The sequence below is a fragment of the Halorubellus litoreus genome, from assembly GCF_055378595.1.
The window spans coordinates 321,773-334,148 of record NZ_AP043835.1 but is presented as its reverse complement, the minus strand read 5'-3'; the positions used below and the strand labels follow the sequence as shown (position 1 = coordinate 334,148).

General features: G+C 67.9%; 8 protein-coding genes. 6 read left to right on the top strand and 2 right to left on the bottom strand.

What is annotated here, in order from left to right:
• Positions 1-2: 2 nt before the first annotated feature.
• Together ACZ48X_RS04120 and ACZ48X_RS04115 are read right to left on the bottom strand one after the other, a co-directional pair.
• Positions 3-326 (bottom strand): cobalamin transport operon protein, encoded by a 324-nt coding sequence (locus tag ACZ48X_RS04120; protein WP_336351946.1) that lies wholly within the window; start codon positions 324-326, stop codon positions 3-5.
• Entirely contained in the window at positions 326-1,006 is a 681-nt protein-coding gene (locus ACZ48X_RS04115; RefSeq protein WP_336351947.1) for an energy-coupling factor ABC transporter permease, read from the bottom strand. Before ACZ48X_RS04115 ends, ACZ48X_RS04120 begins: the two co-directional genes overlap by 1 nt.
• Positions 1,007-1,201: 195 nt before the next feature.
• On the opposite strand from ACZ48X_RS04115, the gene ACZ48X_RS04110 reads away from it, so the two are divergent.
• The 6 genes from ACZ48X_RS04110 (at position 1,202) to ACZ48X_RS04085 (ending at position 12,376) form a co-directional block, all read left to right on the top strand.
• On the top strand, positions 1,202-2,623 hold the full coding sequence (locus tag ACZ48X_RS04110) for a PAS domain S-box protein (RefSeq protein WP_336351948.1): 1,422 nt from the start codon (positions 1,202-1,204) through the stop codon (positions 2,621-2,623).
• A gap of 157 nt (positions 2,624-2,780) precedes the next feature.
• The gene (locus ACZ48X_RS04105; protein WP_336351949.1) at positions 2,781-3,992 is read left to right on the top strand and encodes a CBS domain-containing protein; all 1,212 of its coding nucleotides are present in this window, start codon (positions 2,781-2,783) and stop codon (positions 3,990-3,992) included.
• A gap of 193 nt (positions 3,993-4,185) precedes the next feature.
• The gene (locus ACZ48X_RS04100) at positions 4,186-4,974 is read left to right on the top strand and encodes an HpcH/HpaI aldolase family protein (protein WP_336351950.1); all 789 of its coding nucleotides are present in this window, start codon (positions 4,186-4,188) and stop codon (positions 4,972-4,974) included.
• 193 nt (positions 4,975-5,167) lie between these two features.
• Positions 5,168-5,407: a PRC-barrel domain containing protein gene (locus ACZ48X_RS04095; RefSeq protein WP_336351951.1), complete on the top strand. Its 240-nt coding sequence runs from the start codon at positions 5,168-5,170 to the stop codon at positions 5,405-5,407.
• Positions 5,408-5,677: 270 nt separating this feature from the next.
• Positions 5,678-8,197 carry an efflux RND transporter permease subunit gene (locus ACZ48X_RS04090; protein ID WP_336351952.1) on the top strand — a complete coding sequence of 840 codons (2,520 nt, stop codon included), beginning with the start codon at positions 5,678-5,680 and terminating at the stop codon, positions 8,195-8,197.
• A gap of 90 nt (positions 8,198-8,287) precedes the next feature.
• Positions 8,288-12,376: a PAS domain S-box protein gene (locus ACZ48X_RS04085; protein ID WP_336351953.1), complete on the top strand. Its 4,089-nt coding sequence runs from the start codon at positions 8,288-8,290 to the stop codon at positions 12,374-12,376.

Genomic DNA, 12,376 nt, shown 5'->3' with positions numbered 1-12,376 from the left:
GGTTAGCGAGCGGGACGTTCTCCGTCCTCGAAGCCGCCGTAGCGGTCGACGTAGACGTACAGTCCGACACCGAGCGCGACCATGACGAGGACGAGCGCGCCGAACTCGAGCAGCATGCCGCCTTTGCGGATTGGGCCGGCGACGACGATACCGCGGCCGAAGTCGATGATTGCGCCGCCGCCGTCCTGGACGCCGCGTTGGAGTGCTTTCGCGGAGCGCTTCGCCCACGGGAGGGCGCCGCCGGTCGCGGTGAAGCCCCAGTAGCCGGCCGCGAGGAAGGCCGCGACGAGCGCGGCGAGACCACCGTACTGCTTCCAGCGCTGCATCAGGCGGTCACCCCGGTCGGCTCCTCGTGGGTGTCGCGGTCGGCGAGCCCGAGGAGGTCGGGGCGGACGGACGCGAGGAACCGGACGATGAAGCCGGTGAGGAGGCCCTCGATGACTGCGACGCCGAGGTTGAGTCCGACGAGGCCGCCGACGGCGATGGTGAGGTCGCCGCGTGGCAGCGCGCTGCCGTTGACGCCGCTGACGACGATGACCGCGCCCATCAGGACCGCGCCGGCGGAGAGTCCGATGGTGGCGGCGCTGGCGCCGGCGGGGAAGACGTCCCAGTCCATCCGCAGCAGCGTCCTGAAGGCGTAGTAGGCGACGATGGCTTCGCTCGCGTTGACGAGCGTGTTCGCGCCGAGGAGGCCGACGGCGCCGTGGCCGAGGGCTGCCGAGAAGATGTTCACGACGAGCGCGATGAGCGCGCCGAGCAGCGGGCCAGCGATGATGCCGACGAGCCCGGTGAGGTTCATGTGGATGCCGCCCCAGACGGGGATGTTCAGCTGGAAGATCGCGAAGCTCGCTGCGGCGGCGATGCCGGCGAGCGCGATCTGGTGTGTCTCGATACCGCCCTTCCGGATGCGGTACACCGCTGCACCGACGATTCCGGCGCCGAGGAGTGTCCAGAGGACCAGTGCCCACAGCGGGAACGAGCCTTCGCCGAGATGAATGTGCGCCATACGTGATTAACAAATCTTGACCCGATTATAATAAACTTGCCGTATTAGAGAGTTCAAAATAATAATTTCTGCTTTCCGAACGCCCTGGATTGCTAGAGATGGATTGCCGGCAGGAACCCCTGCGAGCATCGCGACGACCACCGACCGCGTTGCAGTCCAGAGCCACTTTTGTAGCCGCTATCCCTACTGCGACCAATGGAAGACGACGTCACCCACGAAGAACGCGAGCCGGACCGGGCCGAGTGGTATCGCGCGCTCGTCGCGGAGGTGAACGACCTCGTTACGGTCACGGACACCGACGGCACGATCACCTACGTCACGCCTGCTGTCGAACGCGTATTGGGCTACGACCCCCAGGTGATGATTGGCCGCCAGGGATACGAGTTCGTCCACCCGGACGACCGGGACGAGAACCGCGAAGCGATGGAGACCGTCCTATCGAACCCGTCGGCGTCTACATCCGTCGAAGTCCGGTTCAAACACGCAGACGGCTCCTGGCGGTGGATCGAAGCCACGATCCGGAATCGCCTCGACGACGACACGATCGACGGCATCCTCCTCAGTAGCCGAGACGTCACCGAGCGGAAACAGTACGAGGTCGAAGCCAAGGCACTCACCGACGAGTACGACGCCATCTTGAACAACGTCGAAGACGCCATCTTCCTCATCAACGTCGAACAGGACGGTGCGGACGTCCGGTTCGAGTTCGAACGACTCAGTCCGTCCTACGAGAAACACACCGATATCACGACCGAAGAGGTACGCGGCCAGACGCCGCGAGAGGTATTCGGCGACGAAGAGGGCGCCACGCTCGAAGCAAACTATCACCGCTGTATCAATGCTGGCAAGCCGATCTCGTATCAAGAAGAACTACGGGTCACCGAACGGGCGCGCTTCTGGCAGACGAAGCTCGCGCCGGTGGTGACCGACGGCGACATCACGCGCCTCGTCGGCATCACCCGGAACGTGACCGACCGCGTCGAACGAGAGCGACAGCTCCGACAGCAGAACGAGCGCCTCGACGAGTTCGCAGGCGTCATCTCGCACGACCTACGGAACCCGCTCACCATCGCACAGGGCCGTGCTGCACTCCTCGCCGAGGAGTCGGACAGCGATCACCTCGACCCGCTCCGAGAGGCACTCGAGCGGATGGGAGCGATCGTCGAGGACACGTTGATGCTCGCTCGCCAGGGCGACACGATAAGCGAGACGAAGGCCGTGAGCTTGACGGACATCGTCGGCAAGTGCTGGGCGACGGTCGACACCGAGGACGCGACCATCGAGATCGTCGACGAGATGACCCTCCAGGGCGACCCGGACCGATTACGACACGTCTTCGAGAACCTGTTCCGGAACGCCATCGAACACGGTGGCGCCGACGTGACCGTTCGCGTCGGCCGGCACGACGAACGGGGACTCTACGTCGAGGACGATGGCCCGGGGATTCCCGTCGAGATGCGCGAGGACGTCTTCGAACCGGGGGAGTCGTCCGCGCCCGACGGGACCGGGTTCGGACTGACGATCGTCAAACGGATCGTGGAAGCCCACGGATGGGAGGTGAGCGTGTCCGACGGAACCGACGGCGGAACCCGGTTCGAGTTCGAGACGGCGGAGTAGGGAGAATGCGGCTCGTTACTGGGGACTGTGCGGATCGGACGAGACGGGTGCTGACACGAGCGTTGTATCCGCTTTTGCATCCACGTTACCTCCACTTCCAGATGTAAACGATGCGTAATTATAACCGTCTGGCTCCCCTCTTTCTATTGAATCACGCATGGACATTTCAGAGATACTTTCAACGAGATTCACCGAGTTCGATATCGGGGCACCGCTCTCGAAGGTCGCTGGTGCGTTCGAGAACCAGGAGCTCGATGCCGTCGTCGTCACGGACGGCGACGAGTACCGCGGCCTCGTCAGCCGACGACAGCTGGCGTCGTCGTCGAACCAGCCGTCTGCGAAGGTCGGCTCGCAGGTCCAGCACGTTCCCACGGTCGACCGCACGGAGGACGTCCGCGAAGTCGCCCGACTCATGATCGGTAGCGACGCCAAGACCCTGCCCGTCCTCGACGGCGACCAGGTCTTCGGCGTGGTGACCGGCGACGCCGTTCTCGAAGCGGTCCGGCCGTTCCTCGACGCGGCGACGGTCGAGGACGCGTACACCTCGGACCTGATCAGTGCGACACCCGAGACCACGATCGGGAAAGCACTCAACCTGCTCCGGGAAGCCGGCATCGCTCACCTCCCGGTCGTCGACGGGCCGGAGTTGGCGGGAATGCTGAGCCTGTACGACGTCATCGAGTTCACGACGCGCGGCGGCACCAAGAGCCAGGGCGGCTCGTCGGGCGACTTCGGTGGCCGCGGCCGTGGCGGCGGGCGGAACCGCAGTGGCGCCGGCGCACGCGAGGGCGATTCCGACCGGATGCTCGACATCCCCGTCCGGAACCTGATGTCCGACGAGGTGGCGACGGTCAAGCGGAGCGCACCGCTGGACACGGTCGTGGCGACGATGTTCGAACGGGAGATCTCCTCGCTCGTGGTCACCGACGACGACACCGGCGCCCCCATCGGTATCATCACGAAGACGGACGTCATCGACGCGCTCACCTGGGAGCGCGACGACCGGAACGCCGTCCAGGTGTTCGGCCTCGACCTGCTGGAGGGCATGAACTACGACGACGTCGCTGCGCTCATCGAAGGCATGACCTCGAAGTACGGCGAGATGACCCTCATCAAGGCCAGTATCGAATTGAAGGAACGAACGGAACAGACCCGCGGCGTCCCGCTCGTGGAAGCACGGATTCGATTGACCACCGACCGCGGGTACTTCACCGCCGATGGAGAGGGATACGGTGCCGCGCACGCGCTGCGGCTCGCAGCGAACGCGGTCGAACGACAGCTCCTCAAAGGGAAGACGTACGGGCAATCGAAGAAGCGACCGAGCGACGACGAGCAGACGGAACTGTACGGGTGGTGGCTCGGCGGCTGAGAGCCCGTGGTACGCGCCACCTAATTATGGGCGTGGCCGTGGTGTAGCAGGACCGTTGTGGTTGCATGAATGGACTCGAGCGGACCGAAGCGGGCAACGAACGACTCCAGCAGTCCGGCGCGGAGGAGTCGACAGGACGGGTCGCCGGCGGTCGAACGCGGGTTGAGGTCGGGGTTGCGGGGGCTGGAGAGCGATGACGGCGTCACAACCCGTGAACGACCTCGCCGCGACGCTGGACGCCGGAGACGTCGCGTTCGGAGTGCTCGACAACACGTACAGTCCGACGCTCGTGGAGTTCTTCGGCGAGCTCGGCGTCGACTTCATCTGGTTGGATCTCGAACACGGCGGGCCGGACCCGTGGGACGCCCGCCAGATGGAGGACCTGCTTCGTGCTGCGGAACGAACCGACGTCGAGTTGCTCGTTCGATTACCGGACACGGACCCGACGCTGGTCCGGAAGGCGCTGGACCTCGGCGCGAGAAACGTGTTCCTCCCGCGCGTCGACACTGCCGACGAGGTTCGCGCCGCGGTACGCGCTGGTCGATTCAGGTACGACGATGGTCCCGGTCATCGGGGGCTCGGGTCCCCGCGCGCTCGCCGCTGGGGACTGGCCGACGAGTACGTCGCCGTCGAAGACAGGGAGACGCTCGTCGGTGTCACCATCGAGACAGAGACGGCCATCGAGAATCTGGACGACGTCCTCGCGGTACCGGAGCTCGGATTCGTCTTCGTCGGGCCGCTCGACCTCTCGGTATCGCTCGGGTACCCGGGTGAGATCGATCATCCGAGCGTCGTGGAGGCGGAGGAGACGGTTCGATCGAAGGCGATCGAGGCGGGCGTACCCGTTGCAGGGCTTGGCTTCGGGATGGACGACGTCGCCGAGAAGGCGGCGAACGGCTATCAGCTGCTGAACCTCGGAAGCACGACCGGCGCGCTCGAACAGACCGTCACCGAGTGGCTCGAGGCGGCCCGGTCGAGCTAATCCGACTCCTGTGACGCGACGAGCGCACGCTGTTCGAGTGTGTCGCTCGCTCGCCGATGGTGCTGTTCGATGGATTCCTGCCGGCGAGTGCAGTGGTCGTGGCGGGTGGCTGTCGGGAAACGGCGTGTTACTGGGCTCCGGCGAGGATACGGGCCTCATACCAATCCCTGCGGGTTCCGTTCGGTGGGACGCGATGGAACGAACACACATCTCGGACGAAGACGAAGGAAAGCGGGTCGTGAACGCGAAGGGAGACAAGATCGGGATGATCAAGGAGGTCAGGAACGGGACGGCGTACGTCGACCCGGACGCGGGGATCACGGATTCCATCCGATCGAGACTCGGGTGGGGTGAGAAGGAGGCGGACGATTACCTGCTCGAATCCCGACGGATCGATAGGGTCACCGACGACGAGGTGCAACTCAAGGACTAGCTGCCCTCGGCGGGCGTATCGCGCCCCGGCGGGCGTATCGCGCCGGGAGTTGACTGACGCATCTTTCTGTCGTGTAGTGCTGGAACGGTCTCCTGTACGGGTACTCGATAATGGGAGACTCTGGCAGTGTGGGTGGCCGCTCGTGTTGAGTCGATGTGTTCTTGCATACCGGATGGTTACTCTACTTATATCTTCTGCGGGGTTGTCGGGTCCGCAACCCTGCCCGCATTGATACCTCGGGTGGGGGCGAACCCAGTGCTACAGCGACCGATGTCACGAGATAGCTTAGCCACCCTGATTGGGTTCGTCACCGAACACACCCGCATCACGCTCCTGGCGATGCTCCTGCTGTCGGGCGTCGTCGCGGCCGGCGTCCCGATGGTCGACACCGGGAGTCAGGCCAGCGCGGACGCCGACGCCTTCGACCACCTCGACCGCGTCCAGACCTCCCAGACCATCCAGGAGCAGTTCGCGGCGACCGACGATAGCCCGAATCGTACCGTTGAACCGGTCTACGTCCAGCTCGAGGACGGCAACGCCCTCTCGAAGGAGTCGCTCCTCGCCGGCCTCCGCTACCAGCGGGCGATACGCGAGAACGCGACCATCAGTCGCGCGCTCCACGACCGCGGAGTCGTCGGGTTCTCGAACCTCGTCGCCGTCCGCGCCGCCGAGAATCCGAACGCCTCGCTCAGCGAGCAGATCGACGCGATCGAGGCCGCGAGCACTGGCGAGGTCGAGGCGCTCGTCGAGCGCGTGCTCGCCGAGGACCCGCGAGCCAAGCGGTTCCTGCCCGCCGACCACGACGCCTCGGCGACGACCGCAAGCGACCGGCGGCTCCTCGTCACGCTCGACACCAGCGTCGGCGACCCCACGCTCGACAACGCGACTGGCGCGCTCTATCAGCAGGCCAGCGAGCGCTCCAGTGCGGGGTTCTTCGTGCTGAACAGTCACGCGTGGAACGCGTACAGCAGTCACTTCTTCGGCGAGATGCTCGAGCTCGTCGTCCCGGCGGCGCTCGCGTTCATCCTCGTCGTTCTCGGGTTCGCCTACAGGGACGTCGTCGACGTCGTCGTCGGCATGGTCGGGGTCGCGCTCTCCGTCCTATGGATGTTCGGCCTCCTGGGCTGGCTGGGCGTCGCCGCCGGCACCGTCACCGTCATCCCGGTCGTCCTCATCGCCGGTCTCAGCATCGACTTCGGGTTCCACGTCTTCAACCGCTATCGCGAACAACGCGCCGACGGCGAGGGCATCCGCGCACCGATGCATCGCGGCGTCATCCGGATCGCCACCGCGCTCGTGCTCGTCACCGTAACCGCCGCCATCGGGTTCCTCGCGAACCTCTCGAACCCGCTGCCGCTCATCCGGAACCTCGGGGTCTCCATCACGCTCGGCGTCGCCTCCGCGCTCGTCATCTTCGTCACCGTCGTCCCCGCGCTCAAGATCGGGATCGACGGCCTCCTCGAGCACGCGGGCGTCGACCGCCGGAAGGCTCCGCTGGGCCACGGCCGGTACCTGAAGCCCGTGCTCGGGCGACTGGTGACGCTCGCGCGCCGTGGGGCGCCGGTGGTGCTCGTCGTCGCCGTCCTCGTCGGCGCCGCCGGCGGCGCCGCGTGGCTCGGTCTCGAGGAGGAGAGCTACCAGCAGAGCGACGGCGACGTCGCCGAGTGGAAACAGCAGTTGCCCGGCCCGCTCGGGTGGGAGACGCATCCGGTCGCCGCACAGAGCGAGCACGTCGAGGACGTCTACCAGCCCGCGAGCGCCGACGCCGCGTTCCAGGAGCCGATACTCGTCGAGGGGGACGTGACGAGGGACGGGACGCTCGACGCCCTGCAGCGCGGCGTCGACGACGTCCGGGACCGTGACCTCCTCGTCGACGGAACGGGGAGTCGCGCGGTCACGTCGCCGGTGACGGTCATCCAGGCGGTCGCGGCGCGCGACGACGACGTCGCGGCCGTCGTGGCGGAGACGGACACGGACGACGACGGTGTCCCGGACCGCGACCTCGAGCGCGTGTACGACGCGCTCTACGAGGCCGACAGCGACCTGGCGAGTCGCGTCGTCGCTCGCGAGGACGGCGAGTACCAGTCGCTGCTGGTGTCGCTGTCGCTCGACGCCGACTTCGCGAACGCCGACGCGGTCGTCGCCGACCTCGACGAGAGCGCCGCCATCATGGCGGGCGACGAGAGCGGGCGGACCGCCACCGTCGCCGGGAGCTTCGCGCTGAACGAGGCGATACTCGGCGCCATCGTCGACGGCATCCTCACGACGATGACGGTCGCGCTCGCAGCCATCGCGCTCACGCTCGCGGGCGTGTTCCGGTACATGCACGGGAGCGCCACGCTCGGGCTCGTCGTCGCCGTCCCGATCGCGCTCGTGCTCGGCCTCGTCGTCGGCGGGATGTACCTGCTGTCGATCCCGCTGACGCTCCTGACGGCGCTCCTGATGAGTCTCGTCATCGGGCTCGGTATCGACTACAACATCCACGTCGGCGACCGGTACGCCGACGAGCGCCGCGAGGGCGCGAGCACGTACGAGGCGCTCGACGCCGCCGTCACCGGCACTGGCGGCGCGCTCCTGGGGAGCACCCTCACGTCCGTCGGCGCGCTCGCCACGATAACGCTCGTCCCGCATCCCCAACTGCAGAGCTTCGGCGCTATCGTCGTCGTCGCGCTGACCACCGCGTTCGCCGTGAGCGTGCTCGTGCTCCCGAGCCTCCTCGTGCTCTGGAGTCGCCACGCGCCCGGCGCCGTCACCACGGACGCCACTCCAACGGGCGTCGCGCAAGATTGATCCCGAACGGGTTTCCTGGGGTGCGGTCGGATTCGCCCCGCCGGGCGTCCACCGCCTGGGTTTTAGGGGGGTGGGCCGTGAGTACGTGATATGACCGCTGCGAGGGGGCCACCCATTCGGATCTGGGTCGTGGGCGCGGACCCAGTCGTCGAGGGAGTACGCGCGGGCAGTGCCGGCGTCGACCGCGAAGTCGACGTGCTTCGTCTTGCGGACGACGGGGGCGACGATGTGGACTGTCTCGTCGTCGACGCGCACGACTCGGTCGTGGACGTCGACGGTCTCGTCGACCGCTGGGGCGTCGGCGCGGAGTCGGTGCCGGTCGTGCTCCTCGTCGAGGACTGGACGGACGCGAGCGTCCTCGATGCGGTGGCGGCACCGACCGTCCAGACGCTGCCACGCGCACTCCTCGACCGCGACCCCGGCGTGCTCGTCGCACGGCTCGCGTCGGCCGTCGGCACCACGACAACGTCCGCCGTCGGCACCACGACAACGTCCGCCGTCGGCACCACGACAGCGTCCGCCGTCGACACCACGACAGCGTCGACCGATGCGGACGCGGCGGGTGCGACAGCGGCCGAACGGGAGCGGTACGCGCAGGTGTTCGACGAGGTCAACGACCTCATCCTCGTCTACGACCCCTGGGAGCGAGCGCTCGTCGACGTGAACGCGTCCGCGACCGCCGTCACGGGGTACGACCGCGAGCAGTTGCTCGACCGGGGACTCGACGCGGTCTCCGCGACCGAGGACGGCTACACGGCCGACCGCGCGTTCGACATCCAGCAGCGCGTCGCGGAGACCGGCGAGGCTGAGACCGTCGAGTGGGTCATCGAGACCGCCGCGGGCGACCGCCGGCGGCTCGACTGCACGCTCTCGCCGGCGACCATCGGCGGCGAGGACCGCGTGCTCGTCCTCGCAAGGGACGTGACGGAACGCCACCAGCTCGAGGCGACGTACCGCGGCGTGTTCGAGAGCGTCTCCGACGGCCTCGTCGTCCACGACCCCGAGACCGGCGAGATACTGGACGTGAACGAGCGGTTCTGCGAGATGAACGACTACGAGCGCGACGACCTCGTCGGTGACACCATCGACGTCGTCACCAGGCCCGAGAACGGACTGGAAGCCGCCCGGGAGAAGATTCGGGCCGCCCGCGAGGCGGGCCCCCAGCTGTTCGAGTGGCCGAGTCACCGCAAGGACGGCACGACGTTCCCAACCGAGATTCACCTGAGCGTCGTGGAGATACGCGGCGAGGAGCGCGTGCTCGCGAGCGTCCGCGACGTGACCGAACGCGAGCGCCGCGAGCGCGAGTACCAGCAGCTCTTCGACGGCGTCACCGAGGCGATCGCCATCCAGGACCCCGAGACGGCGGAGCTCGTGGACGCGAACCAGTCGTTCGTCGACCGCCTCGGGTACGACGACCTCGAAACCGTTCTCGACCTCGGGTTCGGCGATCTGAGTGCCGCGGACGCCGGGTTCACGAAGGAGGAAGCGCAGGCGCTCTGTCAGCGCGTCATGGCGTCGGGCGAGTCGGAGACCGTCGAGTGGCAGCAGGAGACCGCCAGCGGGGAGGCGGTGTACATCGAGGCGACGGTGAGTCCGGCGGTCATCAACGGCGAGGATCGAGTCATCTCGATGCAGCGCGACATCACGGAGCGACGGCAGCGCCAGCGCGAGTACGAGCAGATATTCAACAGCGTGAACGACGCCATCGCCGTCTTCCACCCCGAGACGGGCGAGTTCGTCGACGTCAACGACACGTACCACGAGATGGTCGGGTACGACGACCTGGAGACCATCAAGGAGCTCGGTATCGAGGGGCTCAGCGTCTCCGAGGACGAGTACACGGGCGAGCGAGGCAGGGAGATCATCCGCGAGGTCGCCGAGACGGGCGAATCCCGGACCGTCGACTGGCGGGCGGTGACCCAGTCCGGTGACCGCCTGTGGATCGAGACGACGCTCACGCCGGCGACCATCGGTGGCGCGGAGCGCGTGCTCTCCCTCCAGCGCGACGTCACCCAGCAGCGGCTGACGGAGCGTCGCCTCCGCGCCATCGTCGACCGCATCGACGAGGCGATATTCATGACGCGAGCGGACGCCATCGCCGCGCCAGACCAGGAACCGGACTACGTGAGTTCCGGGTACGAGGCGATCTGGGGGCAGTCCCTGGCGGAGATAGACGAGAGCTACGAGGACGGGTTCTTCGGGACGCTCCACCCCGAGGACGTCGGGGAGTATCGCGCGTTCGTCGAGGGCATCGTCGACGACGTCCACGACGAGTGCGCGGACGACACGTACGCGATCGAGTATCGCATCGAGCGGCCGGACGGCTCGCAGCGGTGGGTGCATTCTGACGTCTATCCCATCGAGTTCGAGAGCGACGTGCCGCGCGTCATCGTCGTGACGCGGGACGTCACCCAGCGGAAGGCTCGCGAGCGCCGGATCGCGTCCTTCGAGGAGGCGACCGACGGGCTTGCGACCGCTGACACGCCCGAGGAGGCTGCCCGGACGGCTGTCGACGCGGCGACGGAGAGCCTGGATCTGCCGGCGGTCGGCGCGTTCCTCTACGACGACAGCGCCGGGGTGCTCGACCCCGAGGTCGACACCGAGACGCTCCCAGCGTCGGCCACGGCGACCCCGGTACGGCCGGGGGACGGTGCGCTCTGGCAGGCGTTCGCCTCGGGCGACGTCGTCGCACCGAGTGACGTCGCCGATGGCGGAACCCCGAAGGTCGAGGCCGGCAACGGCGACGATGCTGCGGTGGGCGAGGGGTCGGAATCGCCGAACGCCCTGGAGTCCCTGAGTGATTGGCGGGTGCTCGCGCTCGGGAATCACGGCGTGCTCCTCGTGGGGTCGCTGGCGGGGACGCTGCCGGCGGAGACCATCGACGCGGCGCACGTGCTCGCGGCGACGCTGGAGGCGGCCCTGAACCACCTCGAGGGCGAGCAGCGGCTCGCCGCGCAGGAGGCCGAACTCCGCACGCAGACCGAGCGCGCCGAGCGCCTGGACCGCATCGCGCGCCTCACCCGCCAGGTCGAGGCGGCGATCACGGACGCGTCCACGGCACGCGAGGTCGAGCGCGCCGTCTGCGAGCGCCTCACCACCTCGGGCCCATACGAGCTCGCGTGGATCGGCGGGCTGGAGGCCGGTGCGGACACGCTCACGGCGCGAGCGGTGGTCGGAGGGAGCGACAGGTACGTCGACAGCCTGCGGTTGGAGACGACGGGCGAGACCGCCGACCCGCATCCCTCGGTGCGGGCGTGGCAGGAAGACGCCGTGCACGTGACGGACTCGCTCGTAGATTCCGGGCCGGCGGGCGACTGGCGGCAGCGAGCGCTCACCGCGGGCTACCAGTCCATCTGTGCCGTCCCGATATCGTACGACGGCATCACGCACGGCGTGCTGTCGGTCGCGACCGACCGGCCGAACGCCTTCGGCGACCGGGAACAGGAGGTCCTTGCGCAGCTCGGTACGTCGATCGGTGACGCCATCGTCGCCATCGAGCGCCGGCGCGCGCTCGAATCCGACGAGACCGTCCAGCTCGAGTTCGGGGGGCAGGGCGAGTCGCTCGCGTTCGCTCGCGCTGCCCGCGAGGCGGGGTGTCGGGTGACGCTCGAGCGAACCGTCGCCAGACAGGATGGCTCCGTCAGCGTCTACTACAGCTTCGACCGCGGCGTCCCCGACGACGTCGCCGACGTCGCCGCGGACGCGCTCGACGGCGCGGTCACGGTCGTCGCCGAGGAGTCGGCGTCGACGCTCGTCGAGGTGCAGACCGACGACTGGTTCGGCTCCCCGCTCGCAGAGTACGGCGGCGTCCTCCGGACCGCGACCGCGGAGGCCGGCGAGACGACGGTCGTGGTCGAGGTCCCACAGCAGGCGGACGTCCGGTCGTTCGTCGACCGCCTGCAGGCGATCGCACCAACGCTGGACCTGGTCGCGCGCCGCCAGCATAGTCACCGGTCGAGCACGCCGGCGGAACTCGGGGACCGCATCCGCGAGGAACTCACCGACCGCCAGTTCGAGGTGCTCCGGACCGCGCTCGCGGCCGGCTACTTCGAGTGGCCGCGGGACAACGACGGGACGGCCGTCGCGGACCGCCTCGACATCACGCAGCCGACGCTCAACAAGCACCTCCGGCTCGCCCAGAAGCAGCTCTTCGGCATGCTCCTCGAGGACGACGCCTGA

What these genes read in the sequence shown, in the direction of transcription:
- ACZ48X_RS04110 (WP_336351948.1), top strand. Translation starts at nt 1,202, where the DNA reads ATGGAAGACGACGTCACCCACGAAGAACGCGAGCCGGACCGGGCCGAG.
- ACZ48X_RS04120 (WP_336351946.1), bottom strand. Translation starts at nt 326, where the DNA reads ATGCAGCGCTGGAAGCAGTACGGTGGTCTCGCCGCGCTCGTCGCGGCC.
- ACZ48X_RS04085 (WP_336351953.1), top strand. Translation starts at nt 8,288, where the DNA reads ATGACCGCTGCGAGGGGGCCACCCATTCGGATCTGGGTCGTGGGCGCG.
- ACZ48X_RS04090 (WP_336351952.1), top strand. Translation starts at nt 5,678, where the DNA reads ATGTCACGAGATAGCTTAGCCACCCTGATTGGGTTCGTCACCGAACAC.
- ACZ48X_RS04095 (WP_336351951.1), top strand. Translation starts at nt 5,168, where the DNA reads ATGGAACGAACACACATCTCGGACGAAGACGAAGGAAAGCGGGTCGTG.
- ACZ48X_RS04115 (WP_336351947.1), bottom strand. Translation starts at nt 1,006, where the DNA reads ATGGCGCACATTCATCTCGGCGAAGGCTCGTTCCCGCTGTGGGCACTG.
- ACZ48X_RS04105 (WP_336351949.1), top strand. Translation starts at nt 2,781, where the DNA reads ATGGACATTTCAGAGATACTTTCAACGAGATTCACCGAGTTCGATATC.
- ACZ48X_RS04100 (WP_336351950.1), top strand. Translation starts at nt 4,186, where the DNA reads ATGACGGCGTCACAACCCGTGAACGACCTCGCCGCGACGCTGGACGCC.